Origin of the sequence: Flavobacterium pisciphilum, from assembly GCF_020905345.1 — a bacterium.
GTDB classification, from domain to species: Bacteria; Bacteroidota; Bacteroidia; order Flavobacteriales; family Flavobacteriaceae; genus Flavobacterium; species Flavobacterium pisciphilum.
Map to the genome: position 1 here is coordinate 2,070,387 of NZ_JAJJMO010000001.1, position 22,739 is coordinate 2,093,125.

General features: G+C 32.6%; 22 protein-coding genes. 11 read left to right on the plus strand and 11 right to left on the minus strand.

Annotated elements, in window-relative coordinates; translation table 11 throughout:
* Positions 1 to 139: 139 nt before the first annotated feature.
* Entirely contained in the window at positions 140 to 958 is an 819-nt protein-coding gene (locus LNQ49_RS08485) for an energy transducer TonB (protein WP_229988223.1), read from the plus strand.
* 153 nt (positions 959 to 1,111) lie between these two features.
* On the plus strand, positions 1,112 to 1,492 hold the full coding sequence (locus tag LNQ49_RS08490) for a PH domain-containing protein (protein WP_229988226.1): 381 nt from the start codon (positions 1,112 to 1,114) through the stop codon (positions 1,490 to 1,492).
* A gap of 60 nt (positions 1,493 to 1,552) precedes the next feature.
* Here the strand turns inward: LNQ49_RS08490 and LNQ49_RS08495 are convergent, their stop codons facing one another.
* Positions 1,553 to 2,419 (minus strand): M48 family metalloprotease, encoded by an 867-nt coding sequence (locus LNQ49_RS08495; protein WP_229988228.1) that lies wholly within the window; start codon positions 2,417 to 2,419, stop codon positions 1,553 to 1,555.
* Between the two features lie 275 nt (positions 2,420 to 2,694).
* Between LNQ49_RS08495 and lipA the strand changes: the two genes are divergently transcribed.
* From lipA to LNQ49_RS08510, 3 genes are read left to right on the plus strand one after another with little or no spacing between them, the layout of a single operon-like run.
* Complete coding sequence (lipA, locus tag LNQ49_RS08500) at positions 2,695 to 3,564, plus strand: lipoyl synthase (protein ID WP_229988231.1); 870 nt, start codon at positions 2,695 to 2,697, stop codon at positions 3,562 to 3,564.
* A gap of 28 nt (positions 3,565 to 3,592) precedes the next feature.
* Positions 3,593 to 4,597, plus strand: coding sequence for a type I glyceraldehyde-3-phosphate dehydrogenase (gene gap / locus LNQ49_RS08505; RefSeq protein ID WP_229988233.1), 1,005 nt, complete (start codon positions 3,593 to 3,595; stop codon positions 4,595 to 4,597).
* Between the two features lie 26 nt (positions 4,598 to 4,623).
* Complete coding sequence (locus tag LNQ49_RS08510; protein ID WP_229988234.1) at positions 4,624 to 6,804, plus strand: tetratricopeptide repeat-containing hybrid sensor histidine kinase/response regulator; 2,181 nt, start codon at positions 4,624 to 4,626, stop codon at positions 6,802 to 6,804.
* On the opposite strand, the gene LNQ49_RS08515 is transcribed toward LNQ49_RS08510, so the two are convergent.
* Both LNQ49_RS08515 and lpxK read right to left on the minus strand, forming a co-directional pair.
* Positions 6,801 to 7,613 (minus strand): purine-nucleoside phosphorylase, encoded by an 813-nt coding sequence (locus LNQ49_RS08515; protein WP_229988236.1) that lies wholly within the window; start codon positions 7,611 to 7,613, stop codon positions 6,801 to 6,803. The genes LNQ49_RS08510 and LNQ49_RS08515 overlap by 4 nt on opposite strands.
* Positions 7,585 to 8,610: a tetraacyldisaccharide 4'-kinase gene (gene lpxK / locus LNQ49_RS08520; RefSeq protein WP_229988239.1), complete on the minus strand. Its 1,026-nt coding sequence runs from the start codon at positions 8,608 to 8,610 to the stop codon at positions 7,585 to 7,587. The genes LNQ49_RS08515 and lpxK overlap by 29 nt, the downstream gene beginning before the upstream one ends.
* 125 nt (positions 8,611 to 8,735) lie before the next feature.
* Between lpxK and LNQ49_RS08525 the strand changes: the two genes are divergently transcribed.
* Genes LNQ49_RS08525 through LNQ49_RS08535 form a run of 3 tightly spaced genes read left to right on the plus strand, consistent with a single transcriptional unit; the run spans position 8,736 to position 11,522 of the window.
* Positions 8,736 to 9,830, plus strand: a complete 1,095-nt coding sequence (locus LNQ49_RS08525; protein WP_229988241.1) for a Nif3-like dinuclear metal center hexameric protein — start codon at positions 8,736 to 8,738, stop codon at positions 9,828 to 9,830.
* A gap of 3 nt (positions 9,831 to 9,833) precedes the next feature.
* Entirely contained in the window at positions 9,834 to 10,613 is a 780-nt protein-coding gene (locus LNQ49_RS08530; protein WP_229988242.1) for a zinc ribbon domain-containing protein, read from the plus strand.
* Positions 10,614 to 10,667: 54 nt separating this feature from the next.
* The gene (locus LNQ49_RS08535) at positions 10,668 to 11,522 is read left to right on the plus strand and encodes an alpha/beta fold hydrolase (RefSeq protein ID WP_229988244.1); all 855 of its coding nucleotides are present in this window, start codon (positions 10,668 to 10,670) and stop codon (positions 11,520 to 11,522) included.
* Between the two features lie 46 nt (positions 11,523 to 11,568).
* Here LNQ49_RS08535 and LNQ49_RS08540 read toward each other — a convergent pair whose 3' ends face one another.
* A complete protein-coding gene (locus LNQ49_RS08540; protein ID WP_229988245.1) occupies positions 11,569 to 12,249 on the minus strand; it encodes an ArsR/SmtB family transcription factor in 681 nt (226 codons plus the stop codon).
* 76 nt (positions 12,250 to 12,325) lie between these two features.
* On the opposite strand from LNQ49_RS08540, the gene LNQ49_RS08545 reads away from it, so the two are divergent.
* The 3 genes from LNQ49_RS08545 (at position 12,326) to rluF (ending at position 14,940) form a co-directional block, all read left to right on the plus strand.
* Complete coding sequence (locus LNQ49_RS08545; RefSeq protein WP_229988247.1) at positions 12,326 to 13,492, plus strand: cytochrome P450; 1,167 nt, start codon at positions 12,326 to 12,328, stop codon at positions 13,490 to 13,492.
* Between the two features lie 16 nt (positions 13,493 to 13,508).
* Positions 13,509 to 13,853 (plus strand): antibiotic biosynthesis monooxygenase family protein, encoded by a 345-nt coding sequence (locus tag LNQ49_RS08550; RefSeq protein WP_229988248.1) that lies wholly within the window; start codon positions 13,509 to 13,511, stop codon positions 13,851 to 13,853.
* 274 nt (positions 13,854 to 14,127) lie between these two features.
* On the plus strand, positions 14,128 to 14,940 hold the full coding sequence (gene rluF / locus LNQ49_RS08555) for a 23S rRNA pseudouridine(2604) synthase RluF (RefSeq protein ID WP_229988250.1): 813 nt from the start codon (positions 14,128 to 14,130) through the stop codon (positions 14,938 to 14,940).
* 94 nt (positions 14,941 to 15,034) lie between these two features.
* Here rluF and LNQ49_RS08560 read toward each other — a convergent pair whose 3' ends face one another.
* The 7 genes from LNQ49_RS08560 to ffh all read right to left on the minus strand — a co-directional run bounded on the left by LNQ49_RS08560 (position 15,035) and on the right by ffh (position 22,653).
* A complete protein-coding gene (locus tag LNQ49_RS08560; protein WP_229988251.1) occupies positions 15,035 to 16,129 on the minus strand; it encodes a glycosyl hydrolase family 18 protein in 1,095 nt (364 codons plus the stop codon).
* Between the two features lie 155 nt (positions 16,130 to 16,284).
* Complete coding sequence (locus LNQ49_RS08565) at positions 16,285 to 16,629, minus strand: mannan-binding lectin (RefSeq protein WP_229988254.1); 345 nt, start codon at positions 16,627 to 16,629, stop codon at positions 16,285 to 16,287.
* Positions 16,630 to 16,980: 351 nt separating this feature from the next.
* The gene (locus LNQ49_RS08570) at positions 16,981 to 17,727 is read right to left on the minus strand and encodes a LytR/AlgR family response regulator transcription factor (RefSeq protein ID WP_229988256.1); all 747 of its coding nucleotides are present in this window, start codon (positions 17,725 to 17,727) and stop codon (positions 16,981 to 16,983) included.
* Entirely contained in the window at positions 17,720 to 19,462 is a 1,743-nt protein-coding gene (locus tag LNQ49_RS08575; protein ID WP_229988258.1) for a tetratricopeptide repeat-containing sensor histidine kinase, read from the minus strand. The genes LNQ49_RS08570 and LNQ49_RS08575 overlap by 8 nt, the downstream gene beginning before the upstream one ends.
* A 96-nt stretch (positions 19,463 to 19,558) precedes the next feature.
* Complete coding sequence (locus LNQ49_RS08580) at positions 19,559 to 20,017, minus strand: hypothetical protein (RefSeq protein ID WP_229988259.1); 459 nt, start codon at positions 20,015 to 20,017, stop codon at positions 19,559 to 19,561.
* A 263-nt stretch (positions 20,018 to 20,280) separates the two neighbouring features.
* Entirely contained in the window at positions 20,281 to 21,165 is an 885-nt protein-coding gene (locus LNQ49_RS08585) for a bifunctional 5,10-methylenetetrahydrofolate dehydrogenase/5,10-methenyltetrahydrofolate cyclohydrolase (RefSeq protein WP_229988260.1), read from the minus strand.
* 135 nt (positions 21,166 to 21,300) lie between these two features.
* On the minus strand, positions 21,301 to 22,653 hold the full coding sequence (gene ffh, locus LNQ49_RS08590; protein WP_039112390.1) for a signal recognition particle protein: 1,353 nt from the start codon (positions 22,651 to 22,653) through the stop codon (positions 21,301 to 21,303).
* Between the last annotated feature and the right edge of the window lie 86 nt (positions 22,654 to 22,739).

Genomic DNA, 22,739 nt, shown 5'->3' on the forward strand with positions numbered 1-22,739 from the left:
GTCAAAGGATAAAATATCTACACGTTTATTCTTAAATAAATAAAAATCCCGCACAACAAAGTTCTTATTATTAACATTAACTAAGTAAACCATTTTGCTTATGATTTAAACTGCTACTTAACCTTTAAAACCATGAATTATGTTAACATCAAACATCTACGAAAACAAATGGATTGACCTTGTATTCGAAAACAGAAACAAAGAGTATGGCGCGTATCAGTTACGACATGAAAGTTCAAAAAACTCAATTAAAGCTCTTTTCATGGGATTATTACTTATTACGGCTATTGTGTCAATTACAATGTTAATTAGCAACCTAAACCACATCAATGTGCAACCAACTCTACCCGATATTCCGGCTGTAGAAATTAAATTAACGGACATTCCGTATGTAACTGAGAAATCAGCAGCAATGCCTGCGGTAAAATCACAACCTACTGAAACGGTTATTGAACAAAGCCAACTTGTTAACCCTACCATTGTAGAAGCAAGTCAAGCAACTCCAGAAATTGCCAAAAACACAGAGAATACTGTGGTAAAAACTCCTACTGAAGGAGGTAACGGAACAATAACTAATGTTTTGGCAACTGAAGGAAATGGAACTGGAACTGAAATTGTAAAAACGCCAAGTACAGGTAACGAACTTATGACACCTGGTTCTCTTGACAAACTACCAGAATTTCCAGGAGGAATAAATAAGTTCTATACTTATGTTGGGAATAATTTTAATCGTCCAGAATTAGACAGCGACAAAACAGTTCGTATTTATGTTTCGTTTGTAATAGAAAAAGATGGAAGTATGACTGACATCCTTGTAAGAAACGATCCTGGTTACGGATTAGGAAAAGAAGCTGTTAGAGTTTTAAAATCTTTAAGAACCAAATGGAGCCCAGGAATGGTTGATTCAAAACCTGTACGCACCGCATATAATCTGCCAATTACAATAAAGGCAGAATAACAATAAAAAGCAGAATTTAGGTTCTGCTTTTTTTATGTTTTTTTGTTTCAAAAAAATGATTCTTACCTAATAATCCAAAGCAAGTCTTTTATAAAAAGATGTATCTTTACTGATTAAAATCGCTTTTTGAATCATCAAAACAAACAATAAATTATGGGAATATTTTCAGCAATACTAGGTAATGCAGGATCAGTAAGTCAAGAAGATTTAGTTAAAAGTTATGGTCTACTTTTAACTGACAATGAAGAAATCGAAATGGGTTTCAAACTTATTCGTGACACCTTTATCTTCACTACCAAACGATTAATTCTAGTTGATAAACAAGGATTAACTGGCAGCAAAACCGAATACAAATCGATTTCATACAAAAGCATCACACGATTTAGTGTTGAAACAGCTGGAACTTTTGACCTTGATGCCGAATTAAAAATTTGGGTTTCTAGCGAATTGAATCCAAGCATCGTAAAACAATTTAACAAATCGGTAAATGTTTATGAAGTTCAAAAAGTATTAGCTCATCACGTTTTAAAATAAAATAAAAAAGCAGAACCTAGGTTCTGCTTTTTTATGCTTTAATCTAAAAAATAAATTTAATTATTTCTTAGTGCTTTTCTTAACTGGTTTTTTAGCAGTCGTTTTCTTTGCTGCTGTTACAGTATTCACTATTTTTTGTTGAACATACGGTTTGTACAATCCGTCTTTTTCTGCTCTTTGTTTAGCATCATCAGCTCTTTGTTTAGGATCTGGATGTGAACTCATCATTTTATCCAAGAAAGAACCTTCTGCTCCCTCACTCATCTTTGCAAGGATTCTAAATGCAGATTCCTCAGCATTAACATTATAACCATTCTTTTTCAAGAAATCATACGAAAACGAATCTGCTTCTGATTCTTGTGTTCTACTATGTTTACTATCAATCATAGCACTTCCAATTTTCCCTAATTGAGTTTCAGTCAGCGCTGCAATTTTTCCTGATTGTGAAGATACTGCATCAATTAAAGCTTCTTTTTTATAAGCTGCTTTCATTCCATCTCTTGAATCGTGATTAGCTACGTGACCAATTTCATGTCCAATAACTGCAAGCAATTCATTATCATCCATGATATCCATTAAACCTGAATACACACGAACGCTACCATCAGCAGTTGCAAAAGCATTTACTTCCTTCAGCATATAAACTTTATAATTTAAAGTATATCCATTACCTGAAGTATGCTTTCCAAACAATCTATTTAATCGTATTGCATACCCATTTGTTGCTGGCGCAATTTGATTTTTGGTATCCATTTCAGTAACTGCTGCTTTTGATAAAGCAGCTGCATCAGCATCACTAAATGTGAATCCTGCATACCCTTTTTGAACAGCTCCTAAAGCTTTTTCTCCTAAATTTATTTGCGCATTAGCTTTTGTTAAACCAAAAGTTGCTAGCAACACAATTAATGCTATTGATTTTCTTTTCATCTTTTTAATGTTAAATTACCCATAACAAATATAATACATCTTTAAAACACTCATCAATGGGAAACCAATTAATTTTAGAAGAAAAATATAGTCCCTAATTTTACAAATCAGTGCTAATTATCCCCGTTTTATCAGGATAAAATTCTTCCATATCAATTTACTACCATTGCTTAAAATAGATTTCAACACCCTTTTTGTTATCAGTTTACAAATTAAAGCATAAAGAAATCTACAAATAAACAACATTGCTTATCTTTGTACTTTGAATATTGAATATGGAAACTGTTATAGATAATAATTTACCTGTCGGAAAACCAAAATGGTTGAAGGTAAAACTCCCAATTGGACAAAAATATACTGAACTACGTGGTTTAGTTGATAAATATAGTTTAAACACGATTTGCACCTCTGGTAGCTGCCCAAACATGGGTGAATGCTGGGGAGAAGGAACTGCTACTTTTATGATTCTTGGTAACGTTTGTACACGTTCTTGTGGTTTTTGTGGTGTAAAAACCGGAAGACCTGAGACTGTAGATTGGGACGAACCAGAAAAAGTAGCGCGCTCTATTAAAATCATGAATATCAAACATGCCGTTATAACAAGTGTTGATAGAGATGATTTAAAAGATGGTGGTTCGATAATTTGGATTGAAACTGTGAAGGCAATACGCCGTATGAATCCAAATACGACTTTAGAGACATTAATTCCTGATTTTCAAGGAATAGAAAGAAACATTGATCGAATTGTAGAAGCTAATCCTGAAGTTGTTTCTCATAACGTAGAAACTGTTCGTAGATTAACTCGTGAAGTACGTATACAAGCCAAATATGACCGTAGCCTAGAAGTATTACGCTACTTGAAAGAAAAAGGAATCAACAGAACTAAGTCTGGAATCATGCTTGGACTTGGAGAAACTGAAGAAGAAGTATTTCAAACTATGACTGATTTGCGTAATGCAAACGTAGATGTAGTAACAATTGGACAATATTTACAACCTAGTAAAAAACATTTACCTGTAAAAGAATTCATCACTCCAGATCAATTCGCTAAGTATGAAAAATTCGGACTAGAATTAGGCTTTCGCCATGTCGAAAGTGGTCCGTTGGTACGTTCTTCTTACAAAGCGCAAAAACACATTCTATAGTTCCTAAATGTTGAAGATTTTATTTTAAATGAATAAAAAAATACGAATTGCTATTAATGGTTTCGGAAGAATCGGTCGAAACTTATTTCGATTACTTTTAAACCATCCCGAAATTGAAGTTGTTGCTATAAACGATATTGCCGACACTAAGACGATGGCACACCTAATTAAATACGATAGTATTCATGGGGTGTTACCATTTGTAGTAAGCAGCGACGAAAATGGAATAATCGTTGACGGAAAACATTATTTGTTTTTCCACGAAAAGTCCATTTCAAACTTAAATTGGAAAGACTGTGACATAGATTACGTCATAGAATCAACTGGAAAATATAAAACGCATGAAGAAATAAATGCGCATATTATTGCTGGAGCAAAAAAAGTCATTCTATCAGCTCCTTCTGAAGTAGATACTATTAAAACTGTAGTTTTGGGTGTAAACGAAGAAATACTAGATGGAACTGAAACAATAATTTCAAATGCGAGTTGCACGACAAATAATGCTGCTCCCATGATAAAAATAATAGATGATCTTTGTGGTATCGAGCAGGCCTACATTACTACGATACACTCATTCACAACAGATCAGAGTCTGCACGATCAACCCCATAAAGATTTGCGCAGAGCTAGAGGTGCGAGCCAATCAATTGTTCCTACAACAACGGGCGCAGCTAAAGCATTAACAAAGATATTCCCCAAATTGCAAAATAAAATCGGTGGTTGCGGTATTCGTGTTCCTGTTCCTGATGGTTCATTAACCGACATTACATTTAATGTAAAGCGTGCCGTTTCAATTGAAGAAATAAATGAGGCATTTCAAAATGCAGCTAAAACTAGTTTAAAAGGAATTTTAGATTATACTGAGGATCCTATTGTATCTGTTGATATTATTGGAAATCAGAATTCCTGTTTATTTGATGCGCAACTTACTTCTGTAATCGACAAAATGGTTAAAGTTGTAGGCTGGTACGACAATGAAATTGGCTATTCGTCTAGATTAATCGATTTAATATTGCTGACAAAGAGAAAATAAACTAATTATAAAAAGTATTACAACCCATGAAATATCTTTTTATTATAATCGGTTTTTTCAGTTCATTTTTGTATTCTCAATTTATCCGGAATACGGATAGTGTTGTGTATTATAATCTACTAGCTAACTCTAGCCTTAAGGAAAATAAATACAGTCAGGCACTTGCATATACCGAAAAATCAATTCTTTTTTGCGAAGTCAATCACAAAACAGAAAACCAAGCCAACCAAACTTTTAAACTTGGTAAAATTTACTACAACCAAAAAAAGTACAATGAAGCTTTAACCAACTTCAATAAAAGTCTTACCCTACTTAAGAACAAGCCTGCAACAATCACCAAAGCGCTTGCTCTTCACTATATTGGTATAACAAACACAGAGAAAGGAAATCACAATCTTGCAAGGATCTATTTTAAAAAATCAGAATCTATTTTTGATCAGCTAAACATTGTTGACTCTACTCAAGCGCTAAATCTTCAAAAAGGAATCGCTTTAAAAGCCAACAAAGAATACGACTTAGCTATCACTACTTTTAAAGAAATAATAGCAAAACCTGATAGCAAATCTCTATTAAGAACAAAAACTGATGCTTATTATCAACTTGGGCTTATAGAAAAAAACTTAAAAAGAAATAAAACGGCTATATATTATCTGGACAAAGCACTAGAACTAACGTCTAAAAGCAATGACCTCAACCAAAAAGCTACTATCCTACTCGCACTTAGTCAGTTTTACAAAACACATCAAGACTACGATAGAGCTTACGCTTATCTAGATGAACATTACCAATTAAAAAACTACATCTACAAACTAAAAAACTCAAAACTTGATTTTGATGATTTTAAAAAATTTAAAGATAAAGAGGTCATAAACACGGCTATTCAAAAAGAGAAGAAAGATCTTGAAGACAAAAAAACATACAAGTATTCTAAATTGATAAGCATTCTTGCAATTGCATTAATCTCTATATTATCTCTTTTAAGTTTATCTCTTTATAAAAATAATATTATCCGAAATCAGAACAACATTCTTTTAAGAGAGAAAAACAACGAATTGATTGTTGCAAAGAATAAGGCCGAAAAAGCATCAAAAGCAAGATCTGAATTTTTATCGACTGTTAGTCATGAATTACGAACTCCACTTAATGCAATTAATGGAATCACTCATTTATTAATAGAAGATAATCCTAGAAAATCACAGAAGAAATACCTAGAATCATTAAAATTCTCAGGAAATTACTTAACTACATTTATCAATGAAATCCTTGAAATCAACAAAATCGACTCTAATAAACTTGAAACTGAATCGATAAGTTTTAATCTAAAAGAATTATTAATAAATATACAAAGCTCTTTAAAGGAATTGGCTACTGCCAATAAAAATTACTTTAATCTAGACATCGACAAAAGCATTCCTGACAATTTAATTGGTGACCCAACCAAATTGTCTCAGATTATAATGAACCTGATTAATAACGCTCTAAAATTCACTGAAAATGGACGCGTGAATGTGATTGTAAAACTGCATTCATTAAAAGACGAAGAAGCAACTGTTTATTTTGAAATAGTTGATACTGGAATAGGAATTCCAGAAGACAAACTACAAACTGTTTTCGAAAGTTTTTCACAAGGCTCTATAGAAGTCAACCGAAAATACGGAGGAACTGGTTTAGGTCTTACAATTGTAAAAAAATTAACCGAAATGCTAGGTGGGGAAATTAATCTTAAAAGTGAAGTTGGCAAAGGTTCTACTTTTACTTTTAAACTAAAATTCCAAATAGACAACGAACCATTAGCTATAAAAGAAGAAACCAAATTGTATAACAACTACGAACTAAAAGGCAAAAACATTCTGTTGATAGAAGACAATAGAATTAATCAAATGATTACTCGAAAAATGCTTGAAAACAAAGGCATAACCTGCGAGGTAATCGACAATGGAGAAGAAGCAATTGAGTTATTAAAAATCAAACGATTTGATATGATTTTAATGGACGTTCATTTACCAGGAATAAATGGAACAACTGCCACAAAATACATTCGTGAGTTTGACAAAATAACACCAATCATTGCATTAACTGCGATTTCATTAGATGAGAACAGGGAAATGTTATTGTCTTTCGGAATGAATGACGTAATAACAAAACCCTTTGTCCCTGATGAATTTTACAGCATTATTGCTAGATGTTTCAATACAAATATCAATTAATACTCTAAAATCAAGTTTTTTATCAAAGCTCTTACTTTAGGTTCGGCCATTTTTGCTGCCTCAAGAACTTCATCGTGTGAGATGGTATCAATACTTTCTTCATTACCCATATCAGTAATTACTGAGATACCAAAAGTTTCTACATCCATATGACGGGCTACGATAACTTCTGGTACAGTAGACATTCCTACGCAATCAGCTCCAAGAATTTTTACCATATTATATTCAGCCAAAGTTTCAAAAGTTGGCCCTTGTAGACCAAAGTAAATTCCATCATGAATTTCTATATTCAATCTTGATGCGATTTCTTTGGTTTTGATAATCATTTTTCTCGAATAAGGCTCACTCATATTTACAAATCGAGGTCCAAAACGCTCATCATTTTTACCACGTAAAGGATGCTCTGGTGTAAAATTGATATGATCTTTAATGATAACAATCGATCCCACTTTGTAAGCTGCATTTACTCCTCCTGAAGCATTTGAAACTAATAATTTATTAACTCCCAAAAACTTCATAACACGAACTGGAAAAGTAACCTCTTCCATTGAATATCCTTCATAAAAATGAAAACGACCTTGCATCGCAACCACTTTTTTATCTCCAATAGTTCCAAAAACCAAAGCTCCTTTGTGTCCTTGAACTGTAGATACTGGAAAATTAGGAATTTCATTGTAAGGCAATGTAAATTCTATTTCGATATCATTTGTAAAACCACCTAAACCTGAACCCAAAATCACACCGTATTCTGGAGTGAACTGTGTTTTTGATTTTATATAACTAACTGTTTCTTGAACTTTTTCCCACATAATTTAAAATTGTTGTATCAAAATTGTTTTGATAATTAATAAAAGAACTTTTTATCGGCAAATAATACAATTGCGGCGCAATATTAGTGTCTTTTAAGCGAACATAATCCTTTTCTGTTGTAATAATTTTATATTCTTTTGCTTTATTCGCAATCGTTGTAATATCTGCCTCTGTAAAATGATGATGATCAGGGAATGTAAGACATTCGTCATCATTGGATTTTAAAAACTTAAAAAATGGAGCCGGTTTCGCAATCCCTGCCAAAATTAACTTTTGTTCGTTTTTAATTTCTTCGATTGCTATTTTCTCTGTTTGAGAATAGACACAATCGTCATAATCAATATAAGTAAAATAGAGCTGCTGTGAAGCTTCTAATTTTAATTTTCTACGAATGTTTTCTTGTTCAGATTCCTCAAGACTTGCGGGACATTTAGTTACAATAATAATGTTAGCACGTTTTGCTCCTCCTCTACTCTCTCGCAAATTACCTGTTGGCAACATCCAATCGTCTGCATACAAATCACCATACGAAGTTAGCAAAATATAAAATCCTGCTTTTACTTTTCGATGTTGAAAGGCATCGTCAAGCAAAATAATTTCTGGCTTTTGAGGTTGCGAAAGTAATTGTTGAATTCCATTTGTTCGATTTGCATCTACTGCAACCTGAATGTTCTTAAACTTTTGAAAAAACTGAAAAGGTTCATCACCTAAAATAACCGCATTTGAAGTTTCATCGGCAAGAACAAAACCTTCTGATTGCCGCTTGTAACCACGACTAAGAGTTGCAACCTGATATTTATTTGACAATAATCGGATTAAATATTCAATTTGAGGCGTTTTCCCTGTTCCTCCTACACTTAGATTACCAACTGCAATAATCGGAATATCAAACGAAGTAGATTTTAAAACTCCTTTGTCAAAAAGAAAATTCCGAATACTAGTGATGATTCCATATAAAACGGCAAAAGGGAAAAGTATTTTTCGAAGTAAATTCATAATACGAAAGTAAATTTTTTATTTCAAAGTTGATTTGTTTATTCGTTAATTTGTTGTTCAGAAATTTGATTGAATTATTTCATAATCCTAAAATTATAACGATTCAATCATCTAAAAATCTAAAAATGAAAATACAAGAAATACTTTCTGTACTTGAAGAAATGGCTCCTTTAGGCTATGCAGAAGATTTTGACAATGTTGGATTGCTAGTAGGAAATGCGTCAACAGAAGCTACAGGAGTTTTGGTTTGTCATGATGCACTCGAGAATGTAATAGACGAAGCAATTAGTAAAAATTGCAACCTAGTGGTTTGTTTTCACCCTATTTTATTTTCTGGCATAAAAAAAATAACAGGCAAAAATTATGTTGAACGTGCTATTCTTAAAGCTATCAAAAATGATATTGCTATTTATGCTGTTCATACTGCACTAGACAATCATTCACAAGGTGTAAATAAAATATTCTGTGATGCTTTAGGTTTAGTAAACACTAAAGTCTTGATCCCAAAACAAAAATATATTCAAAAACTAATAACCTATACTGTCCCTGACAATTCTGAAGAAGTTCGCAATGCTTTATTTGAGGCTGGAGCTGGAAAAATTGGCAATTACGACAATTGTAGTTTTAATACTGAAGGTTTTTTTACTTTTAAAGGAAATGAAAATAGCAACCCTGTTATTGGAGAAAAAGAAAAGTTACACACTGGAAACGAAATAAAGATCGAGGTTGTCTTTGAAAAACATTTGCAATCAAAAATTTTAAAAGCTCTTTTTAACACTCATATTTATGAAGAAGTAGCCTATGAAATTTACGATTTGCAAAATGCTCATCAGAATATAGGCTTAGGCATGATTGGAGAATTTGAAACTCCGATGAATGAAACTGACTTTCTGCCTTTTGTAAAAGAAAAAATGGTAGCTGATGGCATTAGACATTCTGCTTATATTGGAAAAAAAATCCATAAAGTTGCCGTTCTTGGTGGATCAGGAAGTTTTGCTATAAAAAATGCAATTCAGGCTGGTGCTGATGCTTTTTTAACTGCTGATTTAAAATACCATCAGTTTTATGAAGCCGAAAATCGATTGCTATTAGCCGATATTGGACATTTTGAAAGCGAACGCTATACAAAAAATTATATTGTTGATTATCTTCGGAAAAAAATCCTTAATTTTGCAATCATTTTATCAGAAGAAAATACAAATCCAGTTAAGTACTTATAGAATATGGCGAATACGAAAGAATTAAGTGTTGAGGACAAGTTAAGAGCAATTTACGATTTACAGTTAATTGACTCTAGAATTGACGAAATCAGAAACGTAAGGGGAGAACTTCCATTAGAAGTGGAAGATTTAGAAGATGAAGTTGCAGGTTTAGGCACACGTTCAGAAAAATTGAAAAGCGAACTAGAAATAGTTGAAGAGCAAATCAAAACTAGAAAAAATGCTATTGATGATCATAAAGAAGCCATCAAAAAGTATACAAAACAACAAGAATCTGTTCGCAACAATAGAGAATTTAACTCTTTGACTAAAGAAGTTGAATTTCAAGAATTAGAAATTCAATTGGCTGAAAAGCAAATCAAAGAAATGAAAGTTTCTATTGAGCATAAAAAAGAAGTTATCTCTGGTTTAAAAGAAAAACTTGAGTCTAAAAGCTCACATCTAAAACATAAAAAATCTGAATTAGATGCGATTATGGCTGAAACTCAAAAAGAAGAAATCTTCTTATCTGAAAAATCAGCTGAATACGAAGGTTTAATTGAAGAGCGTTTATTAGCTGCTTACAAAAGAATCAGAAGTAGTGTTCGTAACGGTTTGGCAGTAGTATCTATCGAAAGAGGTGCATCAGCAGGTTCTTTCTTTACTATTCCACCACAAACTCAAGTTGAGATTGCATCTAGAAAAAAAATCATCACTGATGAGCATTCTGGAAGAATCTTAGTTGACAGTACATTAGCAGATGAAGAAAGAGAAAAAATGGAACAATTATTCTCTAAATTCTAAATAATATAAAGCCTCGAAGTTCGGGGCTTTTTTTTTATATTAAAAATTACAATTTTGGGACTTAAAGAAGGGATTCGTTTCATTACACTAAAATCTGTTGGGAAGTATATTAACTTTTTGAGTTATGTTCGCCCACAAAAAGCAGCACAGATTTCATACGCTCTGTTTAGCCAACCTAGAGTAGGGAGATTAAACAAAGACAGCTTACCGGAAATATTACAAAACACAAAAACAGAGACTTTTCATCATAACGAGCATCATTTTCAAACTTACACTTGGGAAGGAAATGAAACTAAAATTCTACTCGTTCATGGCTGGGAAAGTAATGCTGCACGCTGGCAAAAAACACTTCCCCACTTACAAAAATCCGGAAGTACCATTATTGCTATTGACGCACCTGCTCACGGACAAAGTAGTGGCAAAGAATTTAACATCCCACTTTATGCTGAATTTATTAACAAAGCAGTCGAAAAGTACCAACCTTCTATAATAATTGGTCATTCTATTGGCGGAGCAGCTTGTGTCTATCATCAGCACTTATTTCCTGAAACTAGTATTCAAAAAATGGTTATTTTAGGAGCTCCATCCGATTTACAAACTCTTATCGATAATTACATCGCTATGTTAAGTCTAAACGAAAAAATGATGCCTCTTTTAGAAAATCGTTTTATCAATCGTTTCAACTTTAAACTAGATGATTTCTCTGGGAAAAAATTCGCTTCAAATTTCACTGTGAAAGGATTAATCGCACATGATACTGCCGATAATGTAGTAGCATTTGAAGAAGGAGAAAAAATAGCTAGTACTTGGAAAAACAGCCAATTTATTGTCACAAATGGTCTCGGTCATGGCATGCATGATGATGACTTATACCAAAAAGTAGTTGATTTTTTATTTCTTGAAGAGTAGTACAAAGACTCAAAGCTCTAGATATTCTTAAGTAAAAGGCATTTTACTAAACAACTATCTTAAAATACCTCAATAACTCTTTCTCTCCTTTACCTGTAATAATTATTGCTCTAGAATTTGTAGTTTTTCGTAACCAATCATTAGCTATCATTTTATTCAATAACGAAGCAGCAAGCGAACCTGCCATATGATTTTTCCTTTCACTCCAATCAAGACACGGCTTTAGAAATAAACGTCTTTGTTTCTTGAGTTCTTCTATATTTATACCAAAATCTGAAAACCACTTTTCGCCTTCTAAACTAATTTCAAAATTAGTATTAGCATCAATAATTATATTTTGCTCTAATAAACTATTCGTTAACGCCACACCTATTTTCCCTGCTAAATGGTCATAACAGGTTCTACAATATTTTATTGGTGGAAGCTTTCCAACAATTTTCTTATCAGAAGCTACAGGTCGTGAAATAAGGTTTGCCATTCCTTCAATAGCATAAGCAATCTCTTTGTTTGAAAAGCGATAATATTTATGACGCCCTTGTTTTTCTACACAAAGCAAATCAGCATCCAAGAGCTTTCCCAAATGCATACTTATATTTTGCGGTGATGTATTGGCAACAATTGCCAGTTCTGTAGCTGTAAATGCTTTTCCATCGAGCAATGCCCACATTATTGATGCTCGGGTTGGGTCTCCGATTAATGTTGCAATTTTTATAAACTGTTCTTCCATTTTATACAATCATAGTTAAATCTAAACTGAAGTATCTATGTGTAAAGTTAAATAACTTTGCTAAAAATCACCGTTTATGCCATCTACTTTATTTTTACAATCAGACATTAAAAATCCTTATTCTATATATGAGACTATGCTTAATAGTCATCCTATCTTCTGGGATGAAGCGAATCAAATCTGGGCAATTTATTCTCACAAACACTGTATTGAAATTTTAAACAGCCCACACGTCCACATCCCTGTCAGTAACCAGAATAACGAACAGCAACTTAACAAATATGCTTTAAAAATTGTCAATCATTTATCTCGATTATCAAATGGAATTCAACATGAAATAGCAAAAGAAAGTGCAATACTATTATTCTCTAACATGAAATTAGTTGACACAACCGCAATTATAGCAAAACTAGTAAGCGACGACTTAATTGATAACAAAATCGATTGGGTAAGTTCTGTCTGCAAAAAGTTCCCTCTACTGATTGTTTTAAAAAGCTTTGGTTTTGAACAGAATGATTGCAATTTCATTTTAGAAAAAATGGAGCAGCTTGTAAAAATAATGATACCAAACAAAACTACCGAGCAAATTAAATCAATTAATGAGATATCAGAACATCTCTTTTTAATAACAGAAAAACAGTTATCTAATCTTAATTTTTATCAGTCTTTATTAAATAAAATTTCAGAGCCACATACCATTTCTTTAAAAGAAACCTCAACCTTATGTGTGAGTAATTTAATTGGACTATTTATTCAAAGCTATGACGCTGGCAGAGGTCTTTTAAGCAATTCGTTATTACAAATAACTAACACAATAAACCTTATATCAAAAAACAACATCAACAAAAACTTAATTCAAAAGTCAGTTATCGAAACACTACGCTTTGACCCACCAATTCACAATACCAGAAGGGTTGCCATTGCCCCCATTACATTAGGCAAAACCACAATTAAGAAAAATGACACGATACTATTGGTTCTTGCAGCTGCAAATCGTGATTTTGAAAAATTCGATAACCCGATGAATTTTGATACAGAAAGAGTTAACAATAACGAGAATATAACCTTTGGAATTGGTGGTCACATGTGTCTAGCCAAACATTTTTCGATTCAAATCACAACCGAAGTTTTATTCTATTTATTTGAGAATTATAAAACAATCTCAATCCTAGAAGACAACATTCAATACGAACCCATGATAAATGCACGATTACCCAAAAGCATATGGATTTCAATTCAATAATTTAAAACAAACAATTATGATAGCAGTAATTTTTGAAGTAATTCCAAACGAGGGAAAAAGACAAGAATACCTTGACATTGCAGCCAATTTACGACCTGAGCTTGACAAAATCCCAGGCTTTATATCTATAGAACGATTTCAAAGTTTTAATGATCCTGAAAAAGTCTTGTCTTTATCTTTTTGGAAAGATGAAAAAAGCATCCAACAATGGAGAAATCTCGAAATGCATCGCATAGCTCAATCTAAAGGTCGCCAAGAAATATTTAAAGATTATCATTTAAGAATTGCCGATGTAAAAAGAGATTACGGAATGTTTGATAGAAAAGAAACGCCAAAAGATAGTGCTAGTTATCTCAAATAGTCTGAGGTTCTGAGGTTCTGAGGTTCTGAGGTTCTGAGGTTCTGAGGTTCTGAGGTTCTGAGGTTCTGAGGTTCTGAGGTTCTGAGGTTCTGAGGTTCTGAGGTTCTGAGGTTCTGAGGTTCTGAGGTTCTGAGGTTCTGAGGTTCTGAGGTTCTGAGGTTCTGAGGTTCTGAGGTTCTGAGGTTCTGAGGTTAAAAAAAGCATTCTGCTTTTTTTTGAAAAATCTAAAGAGCCCATCAATCTAAAGAGTCTAAATTTTGACTACTTTTGCATTATGGAAGAAAATCTAAAACGCCTCAACAAATTTATTGGAGAAACTGGATATTGCTCTCGTCGTGAAGCTGATAAACTTATCGAAGAAGGTCGTGTAACCATAAACGGTGTTGTACCCGAAATGGGGACAAAAGTTTCGCCTGATGATGAAGTACGCATAGATGGAAAGTTAATCGTGGAGAAGCACGAAAAACCTGTTTATTTAGCTTTTAATAAACCTGCCGGAATAGAATGCACTACTAATCTAGAAGTTCGCAATAACATTGTAGATTATATTAACTATCCTAAGCGTATTTTCCCAATTGGAAGATTGGATAAAGCTAGTGAAGGTTTAATATTTATGACCAATGATGGTGATATTGTAAACAAAATTCTACGCGCAAGAAACAACCACGAAAAAGAATATACAGTAACTGTAAACAAACCCATAACGGATCGCTTTATTGAGCGTATGGGAAATGGTGTCCCTATTCTAGACACAGTAACTAAAAAATGTAAAGTAGAGCAAATAAGCAAATACATTTTTAAGATTATTCTAACTCAAGGTTTAAATCGTCAGATTCGTAGAATGGCCGAATATCTAGGATATGAAGTTACTGCCTTAAAACGTATTCGTATTATTAATATTTCTCTTGACGTTCCTGTAGGTCGCTATCGCGATTTAACTGATGCTGAAATTAAGGAGTTAAATGAACTAATCGAACCTTCAAGTAAAACTGAAGAAGCTAGCTTACCTAAAATTGAAGCTCCAAGAAAGAGAACTGAATTTATAAAAAGAGATGATCCTCGATTTAAAAAAAGAGGTGATTATTAATCTAATCTTTTTTAAAAAATATTCAAAAAATCCTCAAGTTGCTTGAGGATTTTTTTTTGACTACATTATTATTCTAACCAACAAATAATAAATGTTATGGGCAATTTGGTGTTTTGTTCCAGTTGCCATTTCCATACCAATCATTAACAAGATTTCCTAATAAATCCACATTAGGTTGGTCTTGAAATGCATAAACCATAACTCCTTCATAATCATTATTTTTCAACCATGTAACAGCTGTTGTTGTTGGTTCAGGAGAAGTACCTGAAACAAAACCACATACTAGTGCATTTTTAGCCATTCCTAGTTCATAATAAACTGGAAGTCTATCCTCCGGCATCCCCCAATACGACATTTCCCAACCATAAGTAAGATTTTCAGCCAAAGTCCTATTTTCATATCTAGGACTAAAATACTGAGTATCTTGAAATAAAGCTTTAGAAATAATAATATTAGGCATAAGTTGTTTCATAATTGTAGTGACCATTACTAATGAAGACAAATTCTTTTTGGGATTTTTACTATACTCATCATCTATGTCAATTCCATCTAAACCGAATTTATCTACTACCTCTTTTAATTGTTCTGCAAAATTTGTTGCAGTTGCTATATCTAGAAACTCAGACCATCCTGAGTCATCCCAATTATTCAAAAAAGTAAGCAATACGGTTATTCCCTTACTCTGTAGCTTTTTAACTACTGCTGCAGTAAGATTAGTATATTCAGCATTTCCAACCGCATATGGATATCCACTGGGCACTTTTGTATTGGGAGCCAATTCTATCATCCCTGAAGGAAAAGGTTTCAGATTAATATTAGCTGCAAAAATGCAGACTACATCTACAGCTGCACTTCCATCTGCCATTGCATAACAGCCAGCTGTTTCTAATTTACTTAAATTCACATAAGCGACTGACATTCCTGCTTTTTGATATGAATCACATTGTGGGGCACTTCCATACCAAGGTTCACCGCTAAAAAACACTGCATCTCCAGGATTAAAAACCCCTTTATCTCCCAAATTTTCAAGAACCATACCTTCTCTACAAAAGAAAAAGAAACTGATCTTTGGATTTTTAATTGCAATACGTTTTGCTATTTCTGGAGTACAATTTGGAACTTTTTTAATTAAAGTATTCCAGTCTGCCCCTTTAAACATTGCTGAATTAGCTTTTTTTATCCAGGCCATTTTTTATTTTTTTAAATTATTTTTTTTCACCTATTTCATTTAAAGTACGCATCTCCCCTTTTAAATAAATTTCAGTACTTTAAAAAAATAAAAAAACTAGAAACACATGTAAGAGCATTTCTAGTTTTAGAATTAAGAATAAACTAATTAAAAAATTAAAAAGTATATTTAATCTCTATTACGCTCATCTGTCCTTGCACGATTGTTGACCATTGTCCTGTGAATTCTGCTCCATACGAAGCAGCAATTACTGAACCTACTTTTTGAGCCTCATCATTGCTCCATAATGGTCCTGCCAAAACATTCGTTTTATATTCGTTTTTTCCGCTGCTTTTAACGTTTAATTCTAGTTCAACTACACTCATTTGGTTTTCTACAACGGTATTCCATTGTCCTGTCCATTTACCTTGATGTGCAGCTGCAACTAATGGGGCTTTTTCATTTGCATCTTGTTGGTTCCAAATTGGACCTGCTGGGATATTAACTTTAAATGTTGCCATGATAAATTTTATTTATTCTTACTCTTTAGGCTTTTCAGATACGCCTCGTTTTTTTGAGTGGTTCCTGAACTCCACTTTTAACCGCTCTTATTCAAATAATTAACAAGTAACTTTTTAATAGATTACAAATAACGGTAGGTTACTACTTATCAACTACTTAAATCAAAATCAAAAGATGCTAGCCTTCCTTTTGACTTTCTATAATAAAGCTACATCAGAACATTACTTCTTACCAAAAAAATGTCATAAGACAAGAAATCATTGTTATAAGAATAAGAAAAAGTGGTATGGCATTTCAAATCAAAAAAATGCAAAAAAAAATCCTCCATATAGATGAAGGATATATTAGATTTATTTCAATATGCGAAAATTTCGAACAAAGTCTTTATACTTATCACTTAATGTAACTCTATAGTTCCCTTTTAAAACAACCAAATTATCACTAACGATTATCTCTTCTATTTTACTCGAATTCACAATATAGTTACGATGTGTTTGACTAAATTTATTTGGATCCAAAAATTGGCTAATTTTAGTTAACGACATCAAAACCACAAACTTTTCGATATCTGTAATTATATTACAATAGCGATCTTCTACTTCTATGTAAACAATATCTTCAATTCGTACTTTTTTTAAGGCTTTATTTTTTTTAATAAAAAGGTAATCTTCACTTATAACTGTATTTTGATCTTCATTAAGAAAAACGTTTGTTTGTCCATAAAATTTCTCAACAGCCATTTCTAGCGCGTATAAAATTTCTAATTCATTGAATGGTTTTAACAAAAAACTAAAAGGTCTAGTAAGTTTAGCTCTTTCAAAAATCTGACGATCTTTTGAACTTGTTAAAAAAACAAATGGTTTTATCCCATTAGGCGCTATTGTCATAGTCTCTGCGAAAGCAACCCCTTCGGGTTTTCCATCTAAAAAAACATCTATAATTACAACGTCAATAGTATTTTTATAAAATAGATTTAAGGCTTCCGCATACGTTCTTGCTACACCTACAATATTATAATTGTTTGCAATGAGCACTTTTGAAAGAGCATCACTTTCTGTAGGAGTATCTTCAATAATAAGAACATTTATATTATCCATTTTTTTTTACCTTTGGTAGTATTATTATTATTTTCGTCCCAATATTTTCTTCACTTTCAATTTCAAATCTTCCTCCGTTTTTAAGAATCATACTTTTACATAATTGCATTCCTAATCCCGTTCCTATTCCATCATCATTTTTCTTTTTAGACAACAAAACAGTCTTCCTTAAAAGTGCTTCCTTAGTTTCTAGATTCATTCCAACTCCAGTATCTTCTATTACTAAATAACAGAAGTCTTCGTCTGAAGGTCTTGAATAAATTGAAATTCTTCCATTCTCTTTTGAAAATTTAATTGCGTTATCAAGTACGTTTCGGATAATTATTTTAAGTGAGTCCATATCTGCAAACACAAAATCTGAGGTCGCAACTTTGTTTTCAAAATGAATATTTTTATTAAGCATTAATGGCTTATAATTATATTCTACATGTTGTACGATAATAAACAGCTGTAATGCCTCCTGATGAAAATAAGCTTGTTTTGTTTGTAGCAAAGCCCAATTAAGTAGGTTGTCTAATAGATTATAAGCGCCATTGGCAATCGTACTGTTGTTATGAAGCAATATATCAAGTTCTGCAAAATTCTTACTTTCCAGAGTCTCAATTAATTTTTTGTTGCTTATTTTCAAAGCGTTTACCGAAGACCTCAAATCATGACTTACTATCGAAAACAATTTATCTTTCGTTGCATTTAATTCATCTAACTCATTTTTTTGAGCTAGTATAATTTTATTTTTTCTTATTTTTTGTCTGTAAAAATAAACACCCGTTCCAAACAAGACCAACAATAATATGGATGAAAAAAGCAGACCGTTTCTTTCTGCTATTTTTACCTTATTCTCTGCTTCAAGAACGTTTACCTCCTTTTGCTTTTCCTTTATTGCAAATTTCTTTTCCAAATCGGCAATAGCCCATATTTTATTCTGATCGTTTAAAGAATCCTTCCAAGCTTCATATTCTTTTCGATATGCCAAAGCCAATGGGAAATTTTTTCTATTTTCCTCAACCACAGCCATATTTAAAGTTGCAGTTTGCTTCAATTCAAATGATTTCACTTTTTTGGACAAATGATATCCTTTTTCAAAATAAGGAATTGCTTGCTTGTCTTTATATTGTTCATAATACAAAGTAGCTATGTCCATATAAGATCCAATCAACAATAAAGTATCTTTTTCTGCTTCTTGCAAATTGGCACTTTTAAACAGATATTTTTCTGCTTCAGCAAATTCCTTGAGATGTAAATAACACAACCCTATGTTATGTAAAACGGTGCTATTTTTAAAATCATAAACAACTGCATTAGAAAGCTTTTCAATTTCCTGAAAATAGCGCAAGGCATTTTTAAATTCATTTTGTTCTAATGCAATTTCACCTAACTTCATCTTCACTTTATAAAAGAACTGAAAGTCTTTGGAAATTTTACTAAACTCTTCTTTAGATTCTTTAAGTAGTTTTTTTTCTTTAAAACTAATTCCTCTAAAATAATGACAGAAATCTTTTAGTTCTTTATTTTTAGCACTACTAATTTCTTTCATGGAATATACCAAAGTAGAATCCCAATTATTTTGTCTAAAGAACATCTGAGCTTTATTAAAGTTGGTCCTTTCTTTAAACTTTTGAGCTTTAGCTTCAATTACAAAAGCCATTAAATTACCAACAGGCTGTTGTCCTTGAGAAAAAAGAGAGAAAGAGAGAAAAAATAATACTGAAGTAGTTAGTAATCTAATTTTAGCCATTACACTCTTGTACTTTATATTTTACAAATTAAAGAATAAAAGTGTTATAGAATTTTACGCCTATTGCACTTTTATCCTGCATTTATAAGGCTCTATCTACCCAGCCTGAACTGTTGTTACTGTTCCTCTTGAGGCTACCGGATCTACATCCCAAAGGAAAGTTTCTATTGTTTTTATTTGTGAAAAACCTTCAAATGGTATTGGCTCCGCATCAAAAGAAACTTCATAAACATTAAACTCTTTTGCTACTGTCTCTATCATATCATAACATATAAAAAACTGTAACTGAGGAATTCCTTCAATGTTAACATAACAATTTTGAAAAATACTTAAAGATAATTCGCTTTGCTCGTCTTGAGCTATAAAAACGATTGCTTGAATAACAAGCCTTTCCTTATGATCTTTAAAACTTGCTTGGACAATTGGAGGCAAAAGTGCTTTCGATTTATTTTCAGGAAATGTAACCGAACCAATTGGTTCAACAGTACTATTTTCAATACATATTCCAGGGGGGAATTTTACTAAAATTTCTGAATTTAAGTTTGTTGTGCTCATAATTTTAAGTTAGTTAGATTATAGGTTTGGGGACCTAGTAAAAGTTAATAAAATATTTAAAAACTACGAAATAACCTATTTCACCAGTATCAACATGAAAACAGCGTTAATTCTACCTCAAATATAACAAAGAATTTCCTAATAACTTTTAAACATTTAAAAAATAATGAACTGATAACAAGGTTTTTAAAACATTTAAATAGTTTGCATAAAAAAACCTTAAACATTAGTTTAAGGTTTTTGCTCTATTTAAGATGTACCGTTTAGTTCTTTGCACTTCTCATTTTTCTTGCCAGTAATGTGTTTTTAAGCAACATTGCAATAGTCATTGGACCTACTCCACCAGGAACCGGTGTTATAAATGATGACTTCTTACTTACTTCATTAAAATCAACATCACCTGTAATTACATATCCTTTTGGGTGTGTAGCATCTTCAACTCTTGTAATTCCAACGTCGATAACTACAACTCCATCTTTAACCATATCCGCTTTTAGGTAATTTGGAACTCCTAAAGCTGTAATGATAATATCTGCGTTTTTAGTAAACTCTTCAATATTCTTAGTTCTACTATGTGTTAGCGTTACTGTTGAATCTCCTGGATTTCCTTTGCGACTCATCAAAATACTCATTGGTCGACCTACAATATGGCTACGTCCGATAACTACAGTATGTTTTCCTGCTGTTTCTACTTTATAACGCTCTAATAATTGCATGATTCCAAATGGTGTAGCTGGAATAAAAGTATCCATCTCTAAAGCCATTTTTCCAAAGTTTGTAGGATGAAAACCATCTACGTCTTTATCTGGATCTATAGCCATTAAAATCTTTTGTTCGCTGATATGTTTTGGCAAAGGCAACTGTACGATATATCCATCTAGATTATCATCTTCGTTTAATTCTTTAATTTTAGCCAACAATTCATCTTCTGTAATTGTTTCTGGTAAACTTACCAAGGTTGAATCGAAACCTATTTGCTGACATGATCTTACTTTACTACCCACATAGGTCAAACTAGCTCCATCGTTACCAACGATCACAGCTGCCAAATGAGGTACTTTCCCTCCTGCATCTTTAATCGCTTGCACTTCTATTGCAATTTCGTTTTTAATATCCTCAGCTGTTTTTTTACCGTCTAGTAGTTGCATTGTTTTAAGTTAAATGTTTTTTAGTTAGAAGTGAGAAGTTAAAATACTTCTCGATTTATTATCAATTATAGTTATAAAATTTAAGGTCTAAAATTCCAAGCAACTTGAAACTTTAAACCTTAATTATTTTTTTATTTATCTCGGCATTCCGCCTGGCATTCCTTTCATGCCTCCCATCATTTTCATTAAATTCTTTCCGCCTGGGCCTTGCATCATCTTCATCATTTTGCTCATTTGGTCAAACTGCTTCATCAGTTGATTTACTTGCTCGATTTTAGTTCCAGAACCTTTTGCAATTCTAGCTTTCCTTTTTACATCTATTACAGCCGGCTTACTTCTTTCTAACGGTGTCATCGAGTGTATGATTGCTTCAATATGCTTGAAGGCATCATCTTCAATCTCTACATCTTTCATGGCCTTAGAAGCTCCTGGTATCATTCCTACCAAGTCTTTCATATTACCCATCTTCTTTACTTGCTGAATTTGTGACAAGAAATCATCAAAACCAAATTCGTTCTTAGCGATTTTCTTTTGAATCTTTCTAGCTTCTTCTTCATCAAATTGCTCTTGCGCTCTTTCTACCAATGACACAACATCACCCATACCAAGTATACGCTCTGCCATACGAATAGGATAGAACACATCAATCGCGTCCATTTTCTCTCCAGTACCTACAAACTTAATTGGCTTGTTTACTACTGATTTAATTGAAATGGCAGCTCCTCCACGTGTATCTCCATCTAATTTAGTAAGGATAACTCCGTCGAAGTTTAATATATCATTGAATGCTTTTGCAGTATTTACAGCATCCTGACCTGTCATGGCATCCACAACAAATAAAGTCTCTTGCGGTTGAATTGCTTTGTGTACACGTGCAATTTCATCCATCATCTCCTGATCTACTGCTAAACGTCCTGCTGTATCGACAATTACAACATTGAATCCATTAGCTTTAGCATGCTTAATTGCATTTTGTGCAATTTCTACAGGATTTTTATTTTCTGGTTCTGAGTATACCTCAACCCCTATTTGATCTCCTACAACATGTAATTGGTTTATCGCCGCTGGACGGTAAATATCACACGCTACTAAAAGTGGTTTCTTATTCTTTTTAGTTTTTAAATAATTAGCCAGTTTTCCAGAGAAAGTAGTTTTCCCTGAACCTTGCAATCCTGACATTAAGATAACGCTTGGTGTTCCTGACAAGTTTATTCCTGCTACATCTCCTCCCATTAACTCGGTAAGTTCATCTTTTACCAACTTCACCAATAATTGTCCTGGTTGAAGTGTAGTCAAAACGTCTTGACCTATTGCTTTTTCTTTTACTTTGGTAGTAAAATCTTTAGCAATTTTAAAGTTAACATCGGCATCAAGTAAGGCACGACGAACTTCTTTTAAGGTTTCGGCAACGTTTACTTCTGTAATTTTACCGTGTCCTTTTAATATATGGAAGGCTTTATCTAACTTATCACTTAAATTATCAAACATACTATTTTCTTTATTTGAAGTGCAAAGATAATCTAATTAGACATTTCAGGCAATTTTTATTTAACTGCAAAGTGCGCAATTTTTTT